Genomic DNA, 24259 nt, shown 5'->3' with positions numbered 1-24259 from the left:
CACCTACTCGGCAACGACGTAAGTATAGAGGCCGATGCGGCCCTGTGCATCGATCTCCTTGTAGACGCCCTGGATTTCCACATCGAACCCCGGGAACGTGTTGAAGCAGGTTTCGAACATTTTGAGATAATCCACCATGGGCTTGGCCCGCTCCGTCAGCCGCTCGCCGGGGACGATGGTGGCGATGCCGGGCGGGTAGACCACGAACGGCGTGGTGGCGATGCGGCCCGCGATCGCCTCGATCGGCAAATAGTCGACGTCGTTCTTGAACAGATAGCGCGCGGCATCGCGCGGCGACATCGCGATCTCGGGCATGTGCTCGGGCATGAACTGCCGGGCCTGGAGGGCGCTGACATCGGCGGCGCGGAAGAAGCGGTGCATGTCGCCGCAGAGATCGCGCAGCCGCACGCCGGCATAGCGCGCCTGCCGCCGCTGGTAGAATTCAGGGATGACGTCGGCCAGCAACGCGTTGTCGTCATGCAGCCTTTTGAATGCGACAAGCCCGGAGATCAGCGTGCCGGCCTTGCTCGCCTCGACGCCGGGAGTGAGCAGGAAGAGCAGGGAGTTGAGGTCGTTCTTCTCAGGGACGATGCGGTTTTCGCGCAGATACTGCGCGACCACGGGCGCGGGAATGCCGTGCTCGGCATAGGCGCCGGTGGTGCGATCGAAGCCGGGCGTCAGCAGCGTCAGCTTGTTCGGGTCGGTCATGGCAAAGCCCTCCGCGAGATCGGGAAAGCCGTGCCAGTTGGTATCTGGCGAGAGCTGCCACAGCGCCGGATTGGTGGCGAGCTCGTCGGTGGAGAGGGTCTCCCAGGCGACGTTGTGCGCGGCGCCGGGGCGGCTGACGTCGGGAATGGCGACGCGATCGGGCACGAAGGGCTCGAAGAACCAGCGGCGATCCGGATTTTGCTCCTTCTCCTCGAACTCCCGGCGCATGGCGCGGATCTTCTTGCGCAGCTCGATGCCGAGCCGGATCGTGTCGTCCCACAGCACCTCGCCCGAGCGGCCCTTCATCATCTGCGCGCCGACGTCGAGGGAGGCGAACAGCGGGTAGAACGGCGAGGTCGAGGCGTGCTGCATGAAGCTCTCGTTGAAGCGGCGGTGTTCGACGCGCCGCTTCTGGCCGCGGATATGGCGGTCCTTGATGTGGATCTGGGAGGCCTGTGAGAAGCTCGCGAGCTGCTTGTGGGTAGACTGCGTCGCGATGATGCCGGGTGCTTCGGGGGGAAGGTTCGCCAGCCCCATGGCGAAGCGGCCGGCATAGAGCGGGTGGAATTTCATGAAGCCGGCCCAGGCCTCGTCGAACAGGATGTATTCGCAGAGATGGCCGATGCGCTTCAGGATCATCTCGGCGCTGTGGATCGAGCCGTCATAGGTGCACTGCTCGACGACGGCGACGCGGAACGGCCGCGCCTTGCGCCAGGCGTCCTTGTCCGTCACCAGCGGATGGTTCCGGATCGCCTCGCGCAGGGCCTTTTCGTCGAGCATGTCCCAGCGCATCGGGCCGATCAGGCCCCAGGCATTGCGGATGGTCGGGACGTAGACCGGGACGCCGCCATTGATCATCAGCGCGCCGTGATGGGCGGCCTTGTGGTTGTTGCGGTCGAACAGCACGAGGTCGCCGTCGGTGACGAGGGCGCCGAGCGCGACCTTGTTCGAGGTCGAGGTGCCGTTGAGCACGAAATAGGTCTTCTCCGCGCCGAAAATCTGGGCAGCTTCCTTCTGCGCCCTCAGCGCGGGACCCTCGTGGGTGAGGAGGTCGCCGAGGTCGAGCACGGAATTGTCGAGGTCGTCGCGGAACACGGATTCGCCGAGATGCTCGACGAAGACCCGGCCGATCGGGCTGCGGTTGTAGAACACGCCGCCATTGTGACCCGGACAGGTCCAGAGCTGGTTGCCTTCCTCGGCATAATCGACCAGTGCGCCGAAGAACGGCGTCTTCAGCGTCTCGGCATATTGCTTGAGCCGGCTGATCAAATTCTTGGCGATGAAGGTCGGCGTCTCCTCGGACAGGAAGACATAGCCGTCGATGAAGTCGAGCACCTCGACCGGCAAATCCTCGAAGCGCTTGCGCCGGATCAGGAGGATGATCGGGAAGTCGAGGCCGCGGCGCCGCATCAGGTTGATCAGCGCCGAGGTCTTCCCCTCGAGGCCCTTCTTGCCCCAGTCCACCACCATGCAGCCGATCGCGGCGTCGGTCTGCACCGCGATCTCCGCGTCCTCCAACCTGCGGGCCCTCACGACCTCGAAGCCGGAGCGCTGGATCTCCTCGATAATCTGGTTGAAGCGGATGCCTTCCAGATCGTCGGCGTCGAACACAGGTGCGGCGAACAGGAAGTTGAAGCGCTTGAAATAATCCATGGTGTGTCCCGAATCTACAGAGACTGGCAGGTCTCTGCACTTTCGATGACAGTTCTATGACAATCGCCCGATCCAGCGGGGATCGTGTGACGGGCGATCAATCCAGCAACTTGTCCAGCGTGATCGGGAAGCGCCGGATGCGCTTGCCGGTGGCGTGATAGACTGCGTTCGCGATCGCCGCAGGTACGCCGACGATGCCGATTTCGCCAATGCCCTTGACGCCCAGCTTGTTGATCCGGTCGTCGGGTTCGTCGACGAAGATGACGTCGATGTCGTGAACGTCGGCATTCACGGGAATGTGGTACTCGGCGATGTTCGCGTTCATGATCCTGCCGAAGCGGTGATCCATCACCGTCTCCTCGTGCAGCGCCATTCCGATGCCCCAGACCACGCCGCCCATGATCTGGCTGCGGCCGGTCTTGGTATTGAGGATCCGTCCGGCTGCGACCGCGCTCACGACGCGCGTGACGCGGATGACGCCCAGGTCTTCGTCGACCTTGACCTCGGCGAAGACCGCCGAATGGGTGTTGCGCGCGTGCGACTTGTCCTCCGCGAAATGATTGAGCTTCTGCTTCTCGATCCGCTCGAGCTTGCCGTGACGCATCGCGTCCGCGATCGAGACGGCACGGGCCTTGTCGCCGGCCTTGGCGATCGTGCCGTCGACCAGGATCACATCGGGCGCATCGACGCCGCCGAGGGGCGAGGCGGGCATCGCCTTGGCGAGCCGTGCGAGCTCCTGGCGAATGTCTTCGGCCGCGCCCAGCACGGCGTGCGCGGCCGACGCCGCCATCCAGGAACCGCCTTCGACGGGGGCCTGCGGCAAGGTCGAATCGGCAAGCCTCACGTCGATATTCTCGATCGGCAGCCCGAGGGCGTCGGCGGCCACCTGGGCCACGATGGTGTAGGTGCCGGTGCCGATATCGGACGCGGCGCAGGATACCTCGGCATGGCCGTTCGACGTCAACACGATGCGGACGGCGACCGGCATCTGAAGCGCCTCCCATACCCCCGTCGCCATGCCCCAACCGACCAGGTCCTTGCCATCACGCATGGAGCGCGGAGCAGGATTGCGCCGGCTCCAGCCGAACGCTTCCGCGCCGCGGGCGTAGCATTCGCGCAGCTGCTTGCTGGTGTAGGGCAGGTCTTCACTCTGGTCGCGGTCCGAATAGCACTTCAATCGCAGCTCGATCGGGTCGAGCTTGAGCGCGACGGCCAGCTCGTCCATGGCGCATTCGAGCGCGCAGACGCCGGAGGCGGCGCCGGGCGCGCGCATGTCGCAGGGTGTGGAGACGTCGAGATCGACGAGCTTGTGGGAGAAGAGGCTGTTCGGGCTCTTGTACAGCTGTTCCGCCCAGCCGCTGTCATTGCGCGAAAAATCCTCGTAGCGCGAGGTCATAGCAGTGGCTTCGTGCGCGACGGCATCGAGCGTGCCGTCGGGCCTTGCGCCGAGCGCGACGCGCTCGATGGTCATCGGCCGATAGCCGAGCCCGTACATCTGCTGCCGTGTCAGGACGACACGAACGGATCGCTTGAGTTCGAGCGCGGCAAGCGTCGCCAGCACCACCTGGTATTGCGGCCGCAATCCGGAGCCGAAGGCACCGCCGACATAGGGCGAGACCACGCGGAGGTCATCGTGCTTCTTGTTGAACACACTGCATAGATATTTGTGGACGTTCTGGACACCTTGCGTCTTGTCATAGACGGTAAGCCTGCCGCTGCCGTCGCGGACCACCGTGGTCGCATAGAGCTCCATCGGGTTGTGGTGCTCGGTCGGCAGGACGTAATCCGCCTGGTGCCGCACAGCGGCCCCAGCCAGCGCTGCGGCGGCGTTGCCGCGCGGCTTGTGCGGCCGATCCACTTTGCCGGCTTTGCCATGTTCGGATTCGAGGTCGGTCGCAAATGCCTCCCGGTCGTATTCAACGCGCACGCGGGTCGCGGCGAATTTGGCGGTTTCCCAGTCATCCGCCACGACGAGCGCGATCGGCTGGCCGTTGAACCAGATCCTGTCGTCATAGAGCGGGCGGAAAGGCGAGCCCTTCTCCGGCGCCACCTCGTCCTTCCAGGCATCGTCATTGTCGGCGAGGGGCGGACGATGCGCATGCGTAAGCACGTCGACCACGCCCTTCACTTGCAGCGCGTCGCTGGCGTCGAGGCGAGCGATACGTCCGCGCGGAATCGTGGCCTCGACGACGAAGCCATGGAGGAGGCCGTCTGCCGGGAATTCGCCGGCATATTTGGCGGCTCCGGTGACCTTGGCGCGGCCATCGACGCGGGACGTTGGCGTTCCGACATAGGCGTTCATCGGTCCCTCACGCGATTTTCTTGTGAGCCTGTGATTGTGGCGTGGCGATCGCGGCCTGTATCAGCGTACGCACGATGGTGCGGCGTGCGAGCTCGATCTTGAAGCGGTTATGTGCGCGCGCCGTTGCCCCGTGCAGCAGCAGATCGGCCGCGCGCGAGAAGTGGTCCGGCGTCGCTGCCTGGCCGCGCAACGCCGCTTCGGCCTCAAGGCTGCGCCAGGGCTTGTGAGCCACGCCGCCGAGCGCCAGGCGGGCTTCGCTGATCGCGTTGCCATCCAGTTCGAGCGCGGCCGCGACCGAGACCAAAGCAAAAGCATAGGACAGCCGGTCGCGGATTTTCAGATAGCTGTAGTTACGGGCAAAGCCATGCTTGGGAAGTTCGACGGCCGCGATGATCTCGCCGATGCCGAGATTTGTATCGACATGAGGTTTGTCCTCCGGGAGTCGATGGAAATCGGCCAATGCGATCGTGCGCTGGCCGGAGGGACCTGCGACGTGCACGAGCGCACCGAGCGCGGCAAGTGCGACGCTCATGTCGGACGGGTTGGTCGCGATGCAGGACGCGCTCGTGCCGAGGATTGCGTGGTTGCGGTTGAGGCCGTCGATTGCCGAGCAGCCGCTGCCGGGCTCTCGCTTGTTGCAGGGCGTCGCCGTGTCATAAAAGTAGGCGCAGCGCGTGCGCTGCATCAGGTTGCCGCCAACGGAGGCCATATTGCGCAATTGCGCGGAAGCGCCGGCGAGGATGGCGCCGGCGAGCAGGGGGTAGCGCTGCTCGACAAGCGGATGGTAGGCGAGGTCCGAATTCGGTACCAAGGCGCCGATGCGCAGCCCTCCGTCGGACGTCTCCTCGATGTCGCGGAGCGGCAGGCGGGAGATGTCGATCAGCCGGGAGGGCCGCTCGACATTTTCCTTCATCAGGTCGATCAGATTGGTCCCGCCGGCAATCAGCTTGGCGTCGGGATCGGCGGCCAGCAGGCGGATCGCATCGGCGACGTCGGTGGCGCGGGAATATTGGAAGTTGTTCATGGCCGGCCCATTGCCTGCTGGATCGCGGCGACGATGTTCGGATAGGCGCCGCAGCGGCAGAGATTTCCGCTCATCAGCTCTCTGATCTCGTCGGCATCCCGGGCGCGGCCTTCGGCCAAAAGGCCCGCCGCCGAGCAAATCTGTCCCGGCGTGCAATAGCCGCACTGAAAGGCGTCGTGGTCGATGAACGCCTGTTGCACGGGATGAAGCGTTCCGTCCTTGGCAAGCCCTTCGATCGTCGTGATCTCGGCGCCGTCCTTCATGACGGCGAGCGTCAGGCAGGAATTGACGCGCCGTCCGTCGATCAGCACGGTGCAGGCGCCGCACTGGCCGTGATCGCAGCCTTTCTTGGTGCCGGTCAGCGCAAGATGGTCACGCAGGGCATCCAGAAGCGTGGTCCAGGGCACGAGATCGAGCGTGTGGCCGACGCCATTGACGACGATATGAACTGGAATGCGTTCGGGAATCTCGTGCGTGACATCGCTCATGTCCTGCTCCCTGCGACGGCGACTGAGCCGAGACGTCAGCCGAGCTGACGCGGAGGCACCGTTGCCTCCGCTTGCCAATGGCCTCCAACTTACAATCGGCCGCTTGGTTCCCTGCCGGGAATTATGGCGCCCGCGACACAGTGTCAGCGCTTGGCTTCGCCGAAGACCACCGTCGGCACCGCGCGGTTGACGATCTCGCGCAGCGCGAAGCTCGATTGGACCCGCGCCACGCGCGGCAGGCGCGACAACTCGGTACGGTGGATGCGCTCGAAATCCTGGATGTCGCGGGCGAGCACGATCAGGATGTAGTCGTCGGTGCCCGACATCAGGAAGCAGCGCACGACGGACGGACATTTCACCACCTCGGCCTCGAACGCCTTCAGCGCCTCGTCGCTCTGGCTCTCCAGCGCAATGCGCACCAGCACGGTCGTGGTGAGGCCGAACTGCGCCAAATCAAGCGCGGCTTGGTATGCCTGGATGTAGCCGTCGTCCTCCAGCGCCTTCTGCCGCCGCGCCAGCGCCGTGCTTGATAGCCCGACCTTGGTGGCGAGCTCGGTGTGGCTGGCCCGCGCATTGGTGGTGAGTTCCGCGAGGATGGCGAGATCTTTCCGGTCGAGGGCCAAGGTTTCGTTTCCAGCGTGAAAGGGCGTTTGCACGCCGGAAACCGGCGCGGGGAGGTCGAAGCTAGCGGATATTTGCACGAAACCAAACTGGCCCGATCGCTACGATGGCGGGGTGAATCAGGACGTTGGAAGGAGCCCAAAATGCGCGTCGGTGTGCCCAAGGAGATCAAGGTGCAGGAATATCGCGTCGGGCTCACCCCGGGCGCGGTCCGCGAATATGTCGCGGCCGGGCACCAGGTGACGGTCGAGACCGGCGCCGGCAGCGGCATCGGCGCGTCCGACGAGGTGTACCAGCGGGCAGGGGCCGCGATCGCGGAGAACGCCCGCGACATCTTCGCCAGCTCCGACATGATCGTGAAGGTGAAGGAGCCACAGAAAAGCGAATGGGCCCAGCTTCGCGAAAGCCAGATCCTCTTTACCTACCTCCATCTCGCGCCGGATCCCGAACAGGCCAAGGGTCTGCTCGCTTCCGGTTGCACTGCGGTCGCCTATGAGACCGTCACCGACGCGGCCGGTCACCTCCCCCTGCTTGCGCCGATGAGCGAAGTCGCCGGCCGCCTCGCCGTCGAAGCCGCCGGCGCCGCGCTCAAGCGATCGGCCGGCGGCCGCGGGGTGCTGCTCGGCGGTGTGCCCGGCGTGCAGCCGGCGCGCGTCGTCGTGCTCGGCGGCGGCGTGGTGGGAACGCAGGCCGCGCGCATGGCGGCGGGCCTCGGTGCGGAAGTCACTGTGATCGACCGCTCGATTCCCCGTCTACGCGAGCTGGACGATGTGTTTCTCGGGCGCGTGCGCACCCGCTTCTCGACCATCGAAGCGGTCGAGGACGAGGTGTTCGCCGCCGACGTCGTGATCGGGGCGGTGCTGGTGCCGGGCGCCAGCGCTCCAAAGCTCGTCACGCGCGCGATGCTCAAGTCGATGCGGCCGGGCGCCGTGCTGGTCGACGTCGCGATCGACCAGGGCGGCTGCTTCGAGACATCGCATCCGACCACGCACGCCGATCCGACCTATCAGGTCGACGGCATCGTGCATTATTGCGTCGCCAACATGCCGGGCGCGGTGCCGGTGACGTCGAGCCAGGGGCTGAACAACGCAACGCTGCCATTCGGCCTGATGCTCGCCAACAAGGGCTTTGCTGCAGTCCTGGAAAATCCGCATTTGCGCAACGGACTGAACGTGCATCGTGGCCGCATAACCAACAAGGCGGTTGCCGAGAGCCTCGGGCTGGAATTTGCTCCGGTCGAGAGCGGCCTCGCCGCTTGACGGCTACACTGATTTGCGGTGGCGGCTGTCGAGCGCGGCCTCGATCGTTTCCGGACGCTCGATCCGTTCGATCAGCATGTCGATGCGATCACCGCCCCAGAACAGCTCGCCGTTGAACACCATGGTCGGCACGCCGAACACGCCGAGTGCTTCGGCTTCGTCGATGATGCGGTCGTGCTCGGTGCGGGCAGGGCCGTTGACGTCGGCTTCGAACTCGCTCGCCGAGCCGCCGCACGCGGTGATGACGTCCGTGATTGCGGCGAGATCGTCGATCTCGAGCTCATGGCTCCAGAATTTGCGGAACACCGTGTCGTGATAAGGGCGGAAGAAGCCGTGCCGCTGTGCGAACAGCATTCCAACGCTGGAATAGAAGGCGTCGTAGATCCGACGCGGCCCCTTCATGACGAGCCCTTGCGCATTGGCATAGCGCCGCGCGTCCATATAGGCGTAACGCACCTTGCGCCAGAAATGCGGCGTGCGCTCCTCGACCGTCCCCATGAATTCGGCGACGCGCAGCGTATAGGGCAGCCATTCGAGCTCGACGCCGTGCGCCTCCTCGAGCGAAAATAGCCGCTTGTTGGCCACGAACGCGTAAGGGCTCTTGTAGTCGGTGTAGACGCGGACAAGCGGCTTGGGCATTGGCGGCTTCCCTCGGCGTACGGCGCTCCCGGTTGTGCGGGAGATTAACCCGCGAATTCCGTCATTGCGAGCGCAGCGAAGCAATCCAGAGTATCTCCGCGGAAAGATTCTGGGTTGCTTCGCTGCGCTCGCAATGACGACGAGGTGAGGTTTACGCCTTCGTCAACCTGTACTGCCCCAGATCCGGATCATGCGTCATGCGCCAGTAGTCCACGAACCGCCAGGGCATCGCCGAAAACACGCGGCCGCTCGAATTGCGATAATAGGTGCTCATGCCGGTATGGGTCCAGATCATCGCCTCGTGCTCGGCATCGACCTTCTGGACGTAGTCGTCCAGCACCTCCCTGCGGACGTCGATGGCGGCGACGTCGTGCTCAATCATGTCGGCGAGGCAGGCGGAGATATAGCGGCTCTGGCATTCCGACTGGAAGATGACGCTGCCGCCATGGGCGGGGCCGGAGTTCGGACCGAGCATGCAGAAGAAGTTCGGAAAGTCCGGGACGGTGAGGCCGAGGAACGCCGTCGGGTTGTCGTTGGCCCAGGCCTCGCGCAGATCCTTGCCGCCGCGGCCGCTGATGTTGAGGCGCGCCGCCATCTCCGTGACCTTGAAGCCGGTGGCGACCACGACGATGTCGGCGGGGCGGTGCTCGCCGTCTGCGGTGACGATGCCGTCGCGATCGAAATGATCGATCGTGTCGGTGACGAGCTCGACATTGTCCCGCGTGAGCGTCCTGAACCAGTTGTTGTCAAGCAGGATGCGCTTGCCATAGGGCGGATAGGTCGGCACGCATTTGGCGATCAGGTCGGGCCGATCCTTCAGCTCGGTGAGGATGAAATCGGTCAGCTCCTGGCGATGCCGGTCATTGCCCTTGTTGACGGCGCGCTCCGGATGCGGCCAGGCCGGGTCCTTGCGCAGGAACGGCAACAGGCCGTCGCCATAGCGCCAGAACATGTTGAAGCGGTACCACTGCACATAGAACGGCAGATGCGCGAGCAGCCAGCGCGCGCCGTCGCTGATCGGATCGGAATAGCCCTTAACGGGCCGCGCCCATTGCGCGCTGCGTTGATAGACCGTGACGGACGCGACGCGGCCGGCGATCGACGGCACCAGCTGCATCGATGTCGCGCCGGTCCCGATCACGGCGACATGCTTGCCGTCGAGATTGATGTCGTCCGACCACAGGGCCGAATGCAGGATCGTGCCCTTGAAGTCTTCCTCGCCCTTGAAGCGGGCGCGAGAGGGATCGTTGAGCTGGCCGATGGCCGAGACCAGCGCGGTGGATTCAAAGGTTTCTTCGCCGCTCTTCGTCTTCAGCGTTGAGATCCAGCGTCGCTTGCCTTCGTCCCAGCGCGACGCTGTCAGCTCGGTATTGACCCGCAGATGCTCGCGGATGCCGTATTCCTCGGCGACCTTCAGCAGATAGGCAAGCAGCTCCTCGCGCTGGCAGAAATAGCGCGTCCATGCATTGCCCGAGCCGAACGAGTAGGAATAGGAATGGTTCGGCGTATCGACGCCGCAGCCGGGATAGCGGTTGATCCACCAGGTGCCCCCGAGCTCGGCGTTCTTCTCGACGATGGTGTAGGGGATGCCGAGATGGCCGAGTGCGACGCCGAGCGCGATGGCGCAGACGCCGGCGCCGACGATCAGCACGTGCTGGCCGGCAAGCTTCTCGGCGGAGGGGCGCTTCGTCCATTGCGGCTCGCGCGCTACAAATCCCATCTCCTCGCGCATCAGCGGTGCATATTCCGGTGCGACGTTCTCGCCGAGGCAGGCGCGCATCATCTTGAGCAGCAGCTCTTCGCCGGGATCGGTGATGACGGGTTTTGGCGTGCCGCCGGCAAACAGCTTGACCACTGCGGCACGGATTTCGTCCTGGACCTCCCGGGGCACGCCGGCTTCTGGATCGGGAATGAGGCGGATGTCGCGCTTGGGCAAGTACGGCGGCTCGAGCCAGCGCTCATCGCCGGTCATGTGCACCAGCACCATCAGCAAACAGCGGATATCGCCTTCGGCGATCGCGGAGACGAGATCGAGCGGCTTTTGTGGAGATGCGATGTTCATGGCGTGTCCTGATCTCCGGATGCACTGAAGAGGCCGCGCGTCATCAGCTTGCGATAGGCGGAGATGACGTGGTCGGGGACGGCGGTGACGCCGCCGGCCGAATAGGAGTAGCGGCGGCTGAGATAGCCGCGCGCGCCCATCAGCATGTGGACGATGGCCTCGAATTCCTCGTCGCTGTAATCCTCGATCGCGCCTGCCGCTCGTGCGCGGCGCAAAATGCGGACATAGGCGACCGAAATGTTGTCGAGATGTTTCTGGTAGCCGATGGGCGCGAAGAATTCGGCCTCGTTGAGGATGCGCAGGAACTCCGGCACCTCACGGATAAAGTCGAAGAAGGCGGAGAAGCGGGCGATCTCCTGCCGCGCGGCATCGGCGGTGCCGGTGCGTGCGCGGATGAACTCGACCATGTCGAGGCCGATCTTCGGCAGCAACTGGTCGAGCAGTTCCTGGCGGTTCTCGAAATGATTATAGAAGGTGCCTTGCGCGACGCCGGCTTCTTCCGTGATGCGGGCGACGGAGGCTTCGGCATAGCCATGCTTGCCGACGACCTTGGTCGCGGCGTCAAAGATCTTCTGCTTGGTCCAGGCGTTGCGCTCGACGCGGTTAAGCTTTGTGACCTTGGCATTCGCTTGCGTCATTCAGAGGTCTCCAGCTCGGCGCGCAGCACGCGCTTGAGGATTTTTCCGCTCGGGTTGCGCGGCAGGCCGTCGCGGATAACGAGCTGTTTCGGTACCTTGAAGCTCGCCAGGCGCGTACGGCAGTGCTCGGTGAGGGCAGGGAGCGCAAGGCTCGCGCCTTCGGCCAGCACGACGATCGCGACCGGCCGCTCGCCCCAGCGCGCATCGCGCAGGCCGATCACCGCGACTTCGCGCACCTCGGGCAAGTCGTAGATGACGCGCTCGACTTCGGAGGAAGCGATGTTCTCGCCGCCCGAGATGATCATGTCCTTCTTGCGGTCGGTCAGGTACAGGAAGCCTTCCTCGTCGAGATAGCCGACATCGCCGCTGCGGAACCAGTCGCCGAAGAAGGCCGCCGCCGTCTTCTCCGGATCCTTCCAATAGCCGCGCGTGATTTTCGGTCCGCGCAGACAGATCTCGCCATTGACGTTCGGCGGCAGCGTCTTGCCGTCCTCGTCACGGATCTCGATCTCGACATGGGCGATGGCGCGGCCGGTCGAGCCGATCTTCTCGATCTCGCGGCCGGCTTCCATGAAAGTGTCGCCGCCGACGGTCTCGGTGAGGCCATAGGCATCGATGTAGCGCGCATTGCGGAAGAACTCCGAGAACGCGCGGATGCGCACCTCCGGCGTCTTCTCGCCGCCGCCGATCGCCCATCTCAGGCTGGAGACGTCGTAGCGATCGCGGGTGGGGCAGGTGAGCATCGCGGTGGTCATCACAGGCGCGAACCATGCCGCGTTCAGCTTGTCCTCCGCGATCGCCGCAAGCGCGGTCTCCGGCTCGAAATTGCGCTCGATGCGGATGAAGCCGCCGTGCCAGAGCACGGCGATGCCGGGCAGGTCGAGCGCGCCGACGTGATAGAGCGGGCCGACAACGAGCAGTCGCGTCTCGGCACCGATGCCGAGCGCGATCGTCTGGTCGGCGGACTTCCAGTAAAAATTATCGTAAGTGAGCATCACGCCTTTGGGGCGGTCGGTCGTACCCGAGGTGTACATCAACCGCATCAGGTCGGACGGTGCGCGGACGTGCATCGGCGCGGGCACGGCCTCGCCCGCGAGGTGCGTGATGCTTTGCTGCGCAACTTCGTTCAGCACGACAACCTTCGCGCCCGCTGCATTCGCGGCGAGTTCCTCATCGACGATCAACAACCGCGCGCCGGCATTGCCCGCGATGTAGCCGACCTCGTCGCGCGACAGTCGAAAATTGATCGGCAAGAACACCGCGCCGAGATGACTGGTGGCGAAGACGAGCTCCAGGAACGCCGCGCTGTTCTTCATCAGCACGGCCACGACGTCGCCCGCGCCGATGCCCTGCGCGGCGAGCCAGCCGGCCGCTTGCCGGATGCGCGCATCGAAATCGGCGTAGGAGATCTCCTCGCCGCGATATTTCAGCGCGGGCCGGTCCGGCGTGCGCCGGGCATGAAAGGTGATGAAGCTCGAAAGATTGATCATTTTGCGGGTTTTGGGCCGATTACCGGCCTCGTTTCCTCCTTTGATGAATTATGACTCGTAATTCATCTTTGGCTTGACGTCACCCCCCTGCCTCTGAAATTGTTGGGAACACGGAGACGAGACGATCTCCGGCAAGGGACCAGGAAACGCCGACCCGAAAGAGGGAGGGGAAAATGACGAGAACCCGCATGCCGGGCATCAGCCGCCGTTCAACGCTGGCGCTGATGGGCGCCGGTGCGATGAGTGTTGCCGCACCGTGGGTGGCGCGCGCGCAAGCCAAGACGATCAAGATCGGCATGCCGACGATTCTGTCGGGCCGCGTTGCGCAGCTCGGCACGTCGTCGCGCAATGCGGTGATGCTCGAGGTCGACAAGGTCAACGCCGCCGGCGGACTTGCCGGCCGCCAGATCGAGATGGTGATCCGTGACTCCAAGGGCCAGCCGCAGGAAGCCGCCCGCGTCGCGCGCGAGCTCGTCAACACCGATGGTTGCGAGTGGCTGATCGACGGCGAGGCGTCGTCCGGATCGTTTGCGGTTCACGAAGTGGCGCGCGATCTCGGTGTGCTCTGCGTCCACACCTGTTCGGAAGCGTCCTCGCTCACGGCCGATCCGAAGCAGCACATCCCGAACGCGTTCCGTTGCGTGCGCCAGGGCATCCACGATTCCATCGTCGGCGGCAGCTATGCCGCCTCGATCGCGAAAGCCAAGGGCCTGAAGAAATGGGCGACCTGCTCGCCGGACTATGCCTATGGCCGCGACACCACCGGCGAGTTCACGCTGTACCTGAAGCGCTTTGCGCCCGACGTCGAAATCATCAGCGAGTCCTGGCCAAAGCTGTTCCAGCCCGACTACACCGAAGTCGTGACCAAGATCCTCCAGGCCAAGCCGCAGGCGCTGTACTCCTGCCTGTGGGGCGGCGATCTCACCTCCTATATCGACCAGGCCAACATCTATGCGATGTTCGGCCAGATGGAGGTGTTCGCGGTCAACATGGCCGACTACACCGCGCTCACCGTGGTGAAGAACCTGCCCAAGGGTATCCACTCCGGCAACCGCTACATCAAGACCTTCCCGACCACGCCGGAGAACGCGGCCTGGGGCGATGCCTACAAGGCGAAGTACAACGAATATCCGACCAACTGGTCGTGGCAGAACGCGACGGCCGTGATGTTCCTCGCCGAGGCCGCGAAGAAGGCCAACACCACCGACGGCAAGAAGATCGCGGAGGTGCTGAAGGGCCTCACCATCAAGTGCCCGTTCGGCGCCGACGGCACCGTGACAATGCGCGGCGACGACCACACGCTGGTCGGCTACGCGATCGGCTGGGGCACCACGATCCCGCAGGAGCCCTACGTGCCCGAGGTCAAGGCCGGCGACTGGAAGACCATCTTCGAGCTCGAGGCCGAGTGGAAGAAGAGCAAGGGCTACACCTGATGTGACGCGCGGCGGAGACGGGCGACCGTCTCCGCCGTTTTTATTTGGTTCTCCGCGCCAAGTCCGGCGCGTCGCAATGAAAGTGCTCCCGTGGATCTCGACGCGCTCGCCGGCTGCCTCTCCAGTTCCGCCTGCCTGGTGACGCAAACCACCAGCGGCCTCATCATCGGCATGCTCCTGTTCCTGGTCGCAGTCGGGCTGACGCTGATCTTCGGCGTGCTCAAGGTCGTCAATTTCAGCCACGGCGCCTTCTACATGTTCGGCGCCTATTTCGCGATGACGGCCTATCAGCTCACCGGGAGCTTCGCGCTGGCGATGTTCGCGGGCGCGGCTGGGACCGCGATTCTCGGTATGATCTTCGAGCGCGTCTTCATGAGCCGCGTCTATGGCGCCGACGTGCTGATGCAGCTGCTCGTCTGCTACGCCTTCGTGCTGATCTTCGACGATGTCGTGCGCATCATCTGGGGGCCGGAATTCAGGTCGATGGGCATGCCCGCGGCATTCCAGGTGATGCCGCTGTTCATCGCCGGCGGCGTAGTGCCGCCTTATTACCTGCTGCTGATCGGCGTCGCGCTCGTCGCAGCGATCGTGCTCGGCATCGGATTGTCGCGCAGCCGTATCGGCAAGGTGATCCGGGCGGCGGCACATAATCCCGGCATGGTCTCGGCGCTCGGCATCAATACCGGTCTGATCTATGGGGGCGTGTTCGCGCTCGGCGGCATGCTGGCGGGCCTTGCCGGCGCGCTCGCGGCGCCCGTGCGTTCGCTCACACCCGGCATGGGATTTTCGGTACTGATCGAATCCTTCATCGTCACCGTGATCGGGGGGATGGGTTCGATCCTGGGCGCTCTGATCGGAGCGCTGCTAATCGGTCTGATCCGCTCCTTCGGCTCGCTCGGCTTTCCCCTGTTCACGGAAGGCCTGATGTACCTGTTCATGGTGATCGTGCTGGTCTCCAAGCCCACCGGCCTGTTCGGCAAGGAGGCGGCATGACCGAGCTCGAGGCCGGACGCGCCGAGACGCTGGCGCCGGTGCGTAGCGGTGTGGCGCTGCAACGCTATCGCGACGTCCTGATTGCGCTCGTCGCCTTTGCCGTGCTGGCGAGCCTGCCGCTGTTCACCGGCAGCAAGGCGCTGCTCGATTTCGTCATCCGCTGCTCGGCTTACGGCCTGTTCGCGACCTCGCTGAACCTGCTGGTCGGCTACACCGGCCTGACTTCGTTCGGCCACGGCATGTTCTTCGGCCTTGGCGCCTACAGTTTTGGCCTGATCATGCAGAAGCTGGGCGTGCCGATTCCCGTGGCCTTCGTCGCGACGCTGGCGATCACGGCGGTAATCGCCGCCGTCATCGGCGCGATCTGCGTGCGGCTGAAGGATATCTATTTCGCCTTCGTCACGCTCGCGTTTCAGATGCTGATCCACTCGACCATCCTGTCCTGGGCCTCCTTCACCGGCGGCGACCAGGGCCTGCGTGGCGGCATTCCGCGCCCCACATTCCTCGGCATCAATCTTGCGAACCACATCCATCTCTATGTCGCGAGCTGCGCGCTTCTCATCCTCGGCCTGCTCGCGATGCGCCAGATCGCGCAATCGCCGTTCGGTTACACGTTGCGCATGATCCGCGACAATGCCGCGCGCGCAAGCTTCCTCGGCATCGACGTCTGGCGGGCCAAGCTGACAGTCTTCGTGCTGGCGGCATTGTTTGCGTCGATGGGGGGCATGGTGATGGCGCTGTTCGTCTCCGGTGCCTATCCGGAATTCGCCTATTGGACGATCTCGGGCGAGGGCATCTTCATCAACATGCTCGGCGGCGTCTCGACCTTCCTGGGGCCGATGGTCGGCACCGTGCTGCTGCTTCTGCTCAACGACACCGTCACGCGCTTCACCGAATACCACGGCATCGTGCTCGGCGTGGTCATCCTGTTCTTCGCGCTGGGCCTGCGCAAAGGCCTGCTGGATTTCGTTGCCGACTGGTTCGCGCACCGGCGTGACGCAGGCGAGGGGCGCTAGCGATGCTCGAGATCCGCAACCTCGCAAAATCCTTCGGCGGCGTGAAGGCGACCAACGACGTCACGCTCGACTTCCCCGACGGTTCGCTCACGGCGGTGATCGGCCCGAACGGCGCCGGCAAGAGCACGTTCTTCAACCTGATCACCGGCGCCTTGAGGCCGGATTCCGGCCAGGTGCTGCTCGACGGCATCGATCTCGCCGGCCGCTCGCCGCCGGAGATCGTGCGGCACGGCATCGGCCGCGCCTTCCAGGTCGCGAGCATCTTCAAATCGCTGACGGTGCAGGAGACCATGCTTGCCGCCGTCAGCGCCGACCAGCGCTCGTCCGCGGTGCTGCACAAGCGCTTTCCCTTGCCCGAGACGCGCGACCGCGCCGAGCACGTGATGGAGCTGCTGGGCCTCGCGGGAAAGCGCAATCGCACGGCCGCAACGCTGTCGCATGGCGACCAGAAGCTGCTCGACATTGCGCTCGCTCTGGTGCTCGAACCAAAGGTTCTGCTGCTGGACGAGCCGACTGCCGGCATGGGCCCGGAAGAGCGCTGGCGCATGATCGACAAGGTGCGCGAGCTCTGGGAGACGCAGAAAATCACCGTCGTCTTCATCGAGCACGACATGGACATCGTGTTCAAGATCGCCCCAAAGATCGTCGTGCTCTGCTACGGCCGCATCCTCGCGACCGGCACGCCCGACGAAATCCGAAGCAACAGCGCCGTGATCGAGGCCTATCTCGGCACTGAACATGCGGGGGCCGCCGCATGAGCGCGACCATTATCGAAGTCGCCGATCTCGACGTCTACTACGGCACCAGCCAGATACTGTTCGGCGTCGGCCTCTCGGTGCGGCAGGGCGAGACCATGGCGCTTTTGGGCCGCAATGGCGCGGGCAAATCGACGACCATGAAGGCGATCATGGGGCTGGCGCCGCCGCGGCGGGGCAGGATCAGCCTGCGCGGCGCGGTGATCTCGGGCCAGAGGCCGCACCATATCGCGCGCGCCGGTCTCGGCTTCGTGCCGGAGGATCGCCAGATCTTTCCGGAGCACACGGTCGAGGACAATCTCGTCATCGGTCGCAAGAAGGGGCCGGAAGGCCAGGACGAGTGGCCGATCAAGCGGATCTACGACGTCTTCCCGCTGCTGGAGCCGCTGCGCCATCGCATCGCCGGACGTCTCTCGGGCGGGGAGCAACAGATGCTCGCCATCGCGCGCACGCTGATGGGCAACCCGGCGCTGTTGCTGCTCGATGAGCCGAGCGAGGGCCTCGCGCCGATCATCGTGCAGCGGATCGGCGAGCTGTTGCGGCAGCTCCGACAGCTCGGATCGACCGTGCTGATCGCCGAGCAGAACATGCATTTCTGCCTGGGGCTTGCGAGCCACGCCACTGTCATCGACAAGGGCCAGATCGTCTATGCCGCCGGAATCGACGAGCTGAAGGCCAACGACGCGATCCGTCGCCGCTATCTGGCGCTTTAACCGGGTTCCGGACCGCCAAACCGGCCCAAAGAAGAAAACTATTGCCTCGGGTTCGCCAGACGGAAGGAGTTTCCCCATCGAGGGCCAAAAACGCCAATCGCTTCCATTGCCGTTTGGGGCCGAAACGACGACATTCCATTCAGAATTTGATGGATCGGCGTAGCCATGGAACGCACTGGATTTGAGCCCTTCGGCGAGCAGCTGGTGTCCGCAACGGACACCCAGCCGCGATCGCGCGCGTCAAAGCTCCTGTTGCGGGCCGGCACCACGGTGTTCTGGTCGCTGGTCGCGGGGATCGTGCTCGCGCGTGCGGCCTTCTTTGAGCCGGGCGTCTATGACAGCTTCAGCCGCGTCGCCTCGCTCGCCAAAAGCCTGATCTTCTGAGCCGATTATTCCGGGCTGAGGATAGAACTTCCCTCGGCCCTGATATGCTGAAAACTTATTCCCCAATCGGCCAGCACTGCGTATAAATATTTCTCCTCTGGGAGAGATTTGTGTCGCAGAATCAAGCATCCAACCCGGCCGACGCCAAGCCTACCACTGTCGTGAGCCGTATTGCGGCGCTGATTCCGGGAATCCTCCTGTGCATCGCCGTGGCCGGTATCTCGGCCTTGCTCGAACGGGCCGAGCTGGGTGTCTTCGAGCACCCCTATGTCGAAGCGCTGGTGATGGCGATCCTGCTCGGGATGGCGCTGCGCAGCTTCTGGAAACCGGCGCCGCGCTGGCAGGCCGGCATCGCCTTCAGCGCCAAGCAGCTGCTCGAAGTTGCGGTCATGCTGCTGGGGGCCTCGATCAGCTTCGCCGCCATCGCGGCTTCCGGCGTGGCGCTGCTGGCATCGATCGCCGCGGTCGTCGTGATCGCGCTCTGCGTCTCCTTCGGCCTCAGTCGCATGCTGGGCCTGTCGACGCGGCTCTCGATCCTGATCGCCTGCGGCAATTCCATCTGCGGCAATTCCGCGATCGCCGCCGTGGCGCCGATCATCGGCGCCAACAACGACGAGATCGCGTCCTCGATTTCCTTTACGGCGATCCTCGGCGTGATGATGGTGCTGGGCCTGCCGCTGCTGATTCCGCTGCTGCAATTGTCGGCCACGCAATATGGCATCCTCGCAGGCCTCACCGTCTACGCCGTGCCGCAGGTGCTTGCGGCAACGGTCCCGGCCGGGCTCGTCTCGACGCAGATCGGCACGCTCGTGAAGCTGATGCGCGTGTTGATGCTCGGGCCCGTCGTCGTCGGTCTCTCCCTGGTCGCCTCGCGCTGGCAGACCGGCGCCAAGAAATCCAATGTCGGCTTCTTCCGCCTGGTCCCCTGGTTCATCCTCGGCTTTCTTGCGCTGGCGACCCTGCGCTCGCTGGAGATCGTGCCGGGCACGGTGGTCGGGCCGGTGACGAAGATCACGAGCTTCCTGACGGTGGTCTCGATGGCCGCGCTCGGCCTCGGCGTCGACGTGAAGGTGCTGGCGAATGTCGGGGGCCGGGTGACGGCTGCCGTGACACTGTCGCTGATGCTGCTCCTCGGCATCAGCATCGCGCTGGTGCACTGGTTCAAGTGAGGGGAGCACAGCGACTGCGAACTCCTCTTCCTTCTCCCCTTGTGGGAGAAGGTGGCGCGAAGCGCCGGATGAGGGGTTCTATCCGCGAGTCCGAAATGAGAGGGGAGTTTGCCGAAGCAGACCCCTCATCCGCCTTGCCTTCGGCAAGGCACCTTCTCCCACAAGGGGAGAAGGGAAGTAAGAGCGCAATCGTCGAGATGGGGCGACTAGATCACATCCGCCAGCGAATGCCCATGCAGCTCGATGTTAAGCCCTTGCATGCCCATGTCGCTGATCTCGCCGCCCATCGCCTTCAGGCTCTCCTCGCGGATCAGTGACATCAGGCCGCGGCGGAGCGCCAGGAACTCCGACGACATCATCATCGATTGCTGCCGCGGCCGCTCCAGCGGGATCGGGATCTCCGCCTTGATCGAGCCGGGGCGGGCGGTCATGCAGTAGACGCGGTCGGAGAGGAAGATGGCTTCGTCGATGTCGTGGGTGACGAACAGCACCGAGATCTTCAGCCGTTGCCACATGTTGGTGAGGATCTGCTGCATGATCACGCGCGTCTGCGCGTCGAGCGCGCCGAACGGCTCGTCGAGCAGCAGCACCTTCGGTCCCGTCGCGAGCGCGCGGACGATGCCGACGCGCTGCTTCATGCCGCCGGAGAGTTTTTCCGGATAATGCTTTTCGAACGCTTCGAGCCCCGCGAGCCCGAGCAGCGTGCGCGCGGCGCGCTCGCGCTGGGAGCGCGCCATGCCGCGCATCTTCAGGCCGAACTCGACGTTCTCCCGCACCGTCTTCCACGGAAACAGCGAATATTGCTGAAATACCATGCCGCGCTCGGCGCTGGGGCCGTTGACCCGCTCGCCGTCGACCGTGACTACACCGGTGGTCGGCTTGAGGAAGCCGGCGACAGCATTGAGCAGCGTCGACTTTCCACAGCCGGAGGGCCCGACGATCGAGACGAACTCGCCGGGCTTCACATGAATCTGCGTATCGGTGACGGCCTGCACAGGTCCCTCGATGCTCTCATAGCTGAGGGAGAAATTCCTGACCTCGATATGGCCTTGCGGTGCTTTGGTCAGGATTTCGTTCATTTTAGCCTCCACGGCATCACCAACTGCCCGGCGCCCCTGATAAGCAGGCTCGATCCAAGGCCAAGCACGCCGATCGCGATCATGCCGACCGCGATGTCGGCATATTGGACAAGGGAATAGGCCTCCCAGGTGAAGTAGCCGATGCCGTACTGGCCCGAGATCATCTCGGCGGCGATCAGCGACACCCAGGCCACGCCCATACCGACGGTGAGGCCGGTGAAGATGTGCGGCATCGAAGCCGGAAAATACACCTCGCGGAAGATCGAGCGCTCGCGCGCGCCGAGACATTGCGCGGCGCGCACCAGCACGGGGTCGACGAGCGACATGCCATGCAGCGTGTTGACCAGGATCGGGAAGAATGCGCCGAGGAAGGTGATGAAGACGATGCTCTGCTCGTTGGTCGGCCAAAGCATGATTGCCATCGGCACCCAGGCGATTGCCGGGATCGGCCGTAGCACCTCGGCGACCGGGAAGATGATTTCGTGCACCAGCTTGAAGCGGCCCATGATCAGGCCGAGCGGCACGCCGACCACCGCCGCGAGCGAGAAGCCGAACAAGATGCGCCGGCAGCTCAAGAGGATGTGCAGCAGGAATTTCGGATCGTGGATCGCCTTGGTGAAGCTCGCATAGACCGCGAGCGGCGAGGGCACGTTGGTGAAGCGCACGAAGAACACGACGCGATAGGTCGTGAGCAGGTGCCAGACCAGCAGGAAGGCGAGCAGCGATATGATGCCGATCGCCGTCGCGCGTAGCCCCGCTCGATTGAGCCGGTACCAGCGCAGCGCAAGCGTGCCGAAGGAAGGCGGTGTCGCGGGCGGGAAGGGGGCGGGCACGGGGCCCGCCTCGGCGATTGCAGTTGCTGCCGGCATGCTGTCCTCGGGATGTCTGGCGAGGGCGGGACTGCTCACGTCTTGCCTCCGCCGACCGCCGCCTTCACCGCGTCGTCGAAGCCGAGCACCTTGCCATTGATCTTGGCGGCATGGGCTTCGGCGTCCTTCTTCAGCAGGAACGGCGCGACCTCGCCGTTGCCGACCGCGAAGAAGGCCTGGTCGGCGAACAGCTTGATTCCACGGGTGGTGTCGAAGACGTAGGCGACGTTGATCTTCTTGCCCTTGGCCTTGTAGTCGGCATAGGCCCCTAACGTGCACGCTGCGGACGCAAACGGCAGGATGCCGGCTTCGTCGACCCAGACCTCGCCGGCCTTGCGCGGGTCGGTGATCGGCTTCTTGCAGAAGGAATCTTCGCCCGCGATCTCGTAATTTCTGGTGCTCGCAAGCTGGGTGTCATAGTCGAGCTTCATCTCGGCATAGGCCTTGCGGATGTAGGAATCATCCACCCACTTCTTCGGATCGAACTCCTTCATGCGGCCGAGATTCTGCAAAACCTTGACGTCGGTCGCGGCTGCATCGATCAGCGCCGGCTTCACCGTGGGATCGGTGGTCATGTTGCCGCTGGGACCGAGGAAGATATAGACGACTTCCTTGTTGATGCCGGTCCACTCCTGGATCTTTTCGGCCGCGAGCTTCGGATCGTCGCGCAGCCACTGGTTGGCGGCGATCAGCGCCTTGAAGTAGGCAACGATGACCTCGGGGTATTTCTCGGCGAAATCGGTGCGGACCACGATGCCGTGGAAGGTCGGCAGGTTGGTCTCAACGCCGTCAAAGATTTTTCGCGCAAAGCCGCGGAACGGCAGCAGCTCGGCGAAGGGGACGAAGTCGGCGTGCGCGTCGATCTTCTTCTCCTGGAGATTGGTCGAGCCGACCTCCGGGCTCTGGCTGACGAGCTGGAAGAAGTCGGAGGCGTAACCGCGGTCCTGCATCGCCTTCAGCACCATGCCGTGCGCGGCCGAGCCGAACGGCACGCTGACGAGCTTGCCCTTGAGATCGGCGAGATCGTAATAGGGCGAGTCCTTGTGGACCACGAGCCCGTTGCCGGAGCCAGACAGGCTGTAGGCGGCCACGCCGATCAGGCGGCTCTTGCTCTCCGGATTGCTCTCGAAGGTGAAGCCGTTCACGATCAGCGGATAGTCGCCCATCATGCCGATCTGGAGCTTGTTCGCCATCATCGCATTGGTGACGGGCGGGCCTGAGGTGAAGTTCTGCCACTCCAGCTCGAACTTGATATTGGCGTATTTGCCGTCCTTCGGCAGATATTTCTCGAGGAGATGCAGCTGCCGGATGACGACGCCGGCGGTCACCGTGTTGGTCGTGGTGTCCTGCGTTCCGATGCCGAGGGTGACGGTTTCCGCCAGGGCCGGCTGCGCGATCAGAAGCGCCAGCGAGGTCACCGACATCGCGATCGAGAGCGTGGGAAGATGGCGGACCATTCTCATCCTCATTCGGTTGGATGTGCTGTGGTTGCCATGATTGGGTGAGGCCGCGGGCAGGGCAAATCCGGAGTGACCGCCGCAGTCGATTAGTTGCCGGGAAAAGCTGATTGCATACTCCTTGGGCAGTCCTGCACTATAAAGCCACTTGCCTGTGCATCGACCCTAGTCGCCGCTCTGGCCGCGCATCTCCTCGAGAGCGTCGGCCCGGCACACCACGATCTGCGAGCGCTTGGTGACGACGATTCCCTTCTCCTGCATCCGTTTCAGGCTGATCGTGACCCATTGCCTGGTCGCGCCGACCATGTGGGCGATGTCGGCATGGGTGAAGGCCGCCGCGATCACCCGGCCGTCGGCATCCTCGACGCCGTAGAGCTCGACCAGATGCAGCAGAAGATGCGCGAGGCGCTGGGTGATCGAACGTGTTCCCAGCATTTGCGCCAGCGCCGAATAGCATTTGCCCTTGAAGGTAAGGCCTTCAATGAGGCCGATGGCGAGGTTCGGGATCTCCACGGCAAGGGACCGCAGTTCCTTTCCGGGCAGGTGCACGACGCTGCAATTGCTGGATGCGACGCCGGACCATTGATGCACGGTGCCCTCGAACACTTCGGGCCCACCGACGAAATTGCCGACGTGCCAATAGGCCAGCGTGATCTCGCGTCCGAGCGGCGAAGTGTAGAACACGCGGATGCGGCCGCTCTCGATCAGCCAGATGCCGTCATGCTTGCCGCCCTGGCTGAACAGCGTCTGGCCGCGGTTGAGCACCTTTCGCCGGCCCTGCTTCAGCACCAGCTCCCGCTCGCGCGGTGACAGCTTGTCCATCAGCGGCGGCGGTCCGCCGATCCATTGTTGGTTCTCGGTCAGCAGCAGCGAGGAGCCGCCGGCAGGCCGGACCGTTGCGGGAACCGTCCCGCGAACCGCATTCGCCGCCTGCAACATCGTCTGCCTCCGGAACGTTCAAATCGTTCTAAAGAGGAGCAATGTCCGTGCCAGATGGGGGGAGCTCGTGGCAGGCCGCCGCCATTCACTCCGCTGTCATCGCCCGCGAAGGCGGGCGATCCAGTATTCCAGAGACTTCAGTGACATACGGAGGGGCCGCGGCGTACTGGATTCCCCGCTTTCGCGGGGAATGACAGCGGTGTGCGTGTAGCGGGATCGAGGCTTACCGCCCCGCCAAGCTCAGCAGATACGGCTTCGGATAAATCCCCCTGTTATGCCCATCCGAAAACGAGATGTTCAGCCCGTAGCCGAGATCGCCGATCTCGGTGATGGCGATGCCGGGAAAGCGTTCGGGGAAGCGATCGTCGAAGCGGGCACGGGTGCAATGGGCGCATTTGCAGGAGAGTCGGAGCTGCTCGGCAGCGATCCCGACCACGTCGTCCTGCGTGGTGCGCACGACGAGCGTCGCGAGATCGGCGCTGGCTTCATAGGCCGCCACAGTCGGCGCCACCAAGGTCATGGTCATGACGAACCTCCAGCTTCCTTCTATGTCGGCGCGGGCGCGCAC

At 64.3% G+C, this 24259-nt stretch carries 22 protein-coding genes; 8 read left to right on the top strand and 14 right to left on the bottom strand.

Translation table 11 applies throughout. From position 1 onward, the window contains the following. Nucleotides 1-3 precede the first annotated feature (3 nt). The 5 genes from CT676_RS17140 to CT676_RS17120 form a co-directional block, all read right to left on the bottom strand. Nucleotides 4-2361: an Orn/Lys/Arg decarboxylase N-terminal domain-containing protein gene (locus CT676_RS17140; RefSeq protein WP_085400649.1), complete on the bottom strand. Its 2358-nt coding sequence runs from the start codon at nt 2359-2361 to the stop codon at nt 4-6. A gap of 97 nt (nt 2362-2458) precedes the next feature. Continuing rightward, complete coding sequence (locus CT676_RS17135) at nt 2459-4663, bottom strand: xanthine dehydrogenase family protein molybdopterin-binding subunit (RefSeq protein WP_085400651.1); 2205 nt, start codon at nt 4661-4663, stop codon at nt 2459-2461. 7 nt (nt 4664-4670) lie between these two features. After that, nucleotides 4671-5687 carry a xanthine dehydrogenase family protein subunit M gene (locus tag CT676_RS17130; RefSeq protein ID WP_085400652.1) on the bottom strand — a complete coding sequence of 339 codons (1017 nt, stop codon included), beginning with the start codon at nt 5685-5687 and terminating at the stop codon, nt 4671-4673. Continuing rightward, a complete protein-coding gene (locus tag CT676_RS17125; RefSeq protein WP_085400654.1) occupies nt 5684-6175 on the bottom strand; it encodes a (2Fe-2S)-binding protein in 492 nt (163 codons plus the stop codon). Before CT676_RS17125 ends, CT676_RS17130 begins: the two co-directional genes overlap by 4 nt. Nucleotides 6176-6318: 143 nt before the next feature. After that, nucleotides 6319-6798: an Lrp/AsnC family transcriptional regulator gene (locus CT676_RS17120; RefSeq protein ID WP_028150288.1), complete on the bottom strand. Its 480-nt coding sequence runs from the start codon at nt 6796-6798 to the stop codon at nt 6319-6321. 141 nt (nt 6799-6939) lie between these two features. On the opposite strand from CT676_RS17120, the gene ald reads away from it, so the two are divergent. Beyond that, entirely contained in the window at nt 6940-8055 is a 1116-nt protein-coding gene (gene ald / locus CT676_RS17115) for an alanine dehydrogenase (protein WP_085400655.1), read from the top strand. Between the two features lie 3 nt (nt 8056-8058). On the opposite strand, the gene CT676_RS17110 is transcribed toward ald, so the two are convergent. The 4 genes from CT676_RS17110 to CT676_RS17095 form a co-directional block, all read right to left on the bottom strand. After that, a complete protein-coding gene (locus CT676_RS17110; protein WP_135214999.1) occupies nt 8059-8694 on the bottom strand; it encodes a DsbA family protein in 636 nt (211 codons plus the stop codon). A 151-nt stretch (nt 8695-8845) separates the two neighbouring features. Then, entirely contained in the window at nt 8846-10756 is a 1911-nt protein-coding gene (locus CT676_RS17105; protein WP_085400659.1) for an NAD(P)/FAD-dependent oxidoreductase, read from the bottom strand. After that, complete coding sequence (locus CT676_RS17100) at nt 10753-11394, bottom strand: TetR/AcrR family transcriptional regulator (protein WP_071915527.1); 642 nt, start codon at nt 11392-11394, stop codon at nt 10753-10755. The genes CT676_RS17105 and CT676_RS17100 overlap by 4 nt, the downstream gene beginning before the upstream one ends. Continuing rightward, a complete protein-coding gene (locus tag CT676_RS17095) occupies nt 11391-12884 on the bottom strand; it encodes an AMP-binding protein (RefSeq protein ID WP_085400661.1) in 1494 nt (497 codons plus the stop codon). The genes CT676_RS17100 and CT676_RS17095 overlap by 4 nt, the downstream gene beginning before the upstream one ends. 173 nt (nt 12885-13057) lie before the next feature. Between CT676_RS17095 and CT676_RS17090 the strand changes: the two genes are divergently transcribed. From CT676_RS17090 to CT676_RS17060, 7 genes are all read left to right on the top strand, one after another. Continuing rightward, nucleotides 13058-14317, top strand: a complete 1260-nt coding sequence (locus CT676_RS17090; protein WP_085400663.1) for an ABC transporter substrate-binding protein — start codon at nt 13058-13060, stop codon at nt 14315-14317. A 90-nt stretch (nt 14318-14407) separates the two neighbouring features. After that, nucleotides 14408-15310: a branched-chain amino acid ABC transporter permease gene (locus CT676_RS17085; protein ID WP_085400665.1), complete on the top strand. Its 903-nt coding sequence runs from the start codon at nt 14408-14410 to the stop codon at nt 15308-15310. Continuing rightward, nucleotides 15307-16326 (top strand): branched-chain amino acid ABC transporter permease, encoded by a 1020-nt coding sequence (locus CT676_RS17080; RefSeq protein ID WP_085400667.1) that lies wholly within the window; start codon nt 15307-15309, stop codon nt 16324-16326. Before CT676_RS17085 ends, CT676_RS17080 begins: the two co-directional genes overlap by 4 nt. Before the next feature lie 2 nt (nt 16327-16328). After that, on the top strand, nt 16329-17084 hold the full coding sequence (locus CT676_RS17075; RefSeq protein WP_085400669.1) for an ABC transporter ATP-binding protein: 756 nt from the start codon (nt 16329-16331) through the stop codon (nt 17082-17084). Beyond that, complete coding sequence (locus CT676_RS17070) at nt 17081-17794, top strand: ABC transporter ATP-binding protein (RefSeq protein ID WP_085400670.1); 714 nt, start codon at nt 17081-17083, stop codon at nt 17792-17794. Before CT676_RS17075 ends, CT676_RS17070 begins: the two co-directional genes overlap by 4 nt. 165 nt (nt 17795-17959) lie before the next feature. Then, nucleotides 17960-18178, top strand: a complete 219-nt coding sequence (locus CT676_RS17065) for a hypothetical protein (protein WP_063984492.1) — start codon at nt 17960-17962, stop codon at nt 18176-18178. Nucleotides 18179-18288: 110 nt separating this feature from the next. Next, nucleotides 18289-19347, top strand: a complete 1059-nt coding sequence (locus tag CT676_RS17060; RefSeq protein ID WP_038941923.1) for a putative sulfate exporter family transporter — start codon at nt 18289-18291, stop codon at nt 19345-19347. Nucleotides 19348-19553: 206 nt separating this feature from the next. Here the strand turns inward: CT676_RS17060 and CT676_RS17055 are convergent, their stop codons facing one another. From CT676_RS17055 to CT676_RS17035, 5 genes are all read right to left on the bottom strand, one after another. After that, nucleotides 19554-20426: an ABC transporter ATP-binding protein gene (locus CT676_RS17055; RefSeq protein WP_085400672.1), complete on the bottom strand. Its 873-nt coding sequence runs from the start codon at nt 20424-20426 to the stop codon at nt 19554-19556. Beyond that, nucleotides 20423-21334, bottom strand: a complete 912-nt coding sequence (locus CT676_RS17050; RefSeq protein WP_135214998.1) for an ABC transporter permease — start codon at nt 21332-21334, stop codon at nt 20423-20425. The genes CT676_RS17055 and CT676_RS17050 overlap by 4 nt, the downstream gene beginning before the upstream one ends. Then, nucleotides 21331-22752: an ABC transporter substrate-binding protein gene (locus tag CT676_RS17045; protein WP_085399403.1), complete on the bottom strand. Its 1422-nt coding sequence runs from the start codon at nt 22750-22752 to the stop codon at nt 21331-21333. The genes CT676_RS17050 and CT676_RS17045 overlap by 4 nt, the downstream gene beginning before the upstream one ends. A gap of 165 nt (nt 22753-22917) precedes the next feature. Then, on the bottom strand, nt 22918-23691 hold the full coding sequence (locus CT676_RS17040; protein WP_085399404.1) for a Crp/Fnr family transcriptional regulator: 774 nt from the start codon (nt 23689-23691) through the stop codon (nt 22918-22920). 223 nt (nt 23692-23914) lie between these two features. Then, nucleotides 23915-24211: a gamma-butyrobetaine hydroxylase-like domain-containing protein gene (locus CT676_RS17035; protein WP_085399439.1), complete on the bottom strand. Its 297-nt coding sequence runs from the start codon at nt 24209-24211 to the stop codon at nt 23915-23917. Between the last annotated feature and the right edge of the window lie 48 nt (nt 24212-24259).

It is taken from the genome of Bradyrhizobium sp. MOS001, from assembly GCF_004634465.1.
GTDB classification, from domain to species: domain Bacteria; phylum Pseudomonadota; class Alphaproteobacteria; order Rhizobiales; family Xanthobacteraceae; genus Bradyrhizobium; species Bradyrhizobium barranii.
Note: the sequence above shows the minus strand (reverse complement) of the source record. Positions and strands in the feature narration are given on the sequence as shown.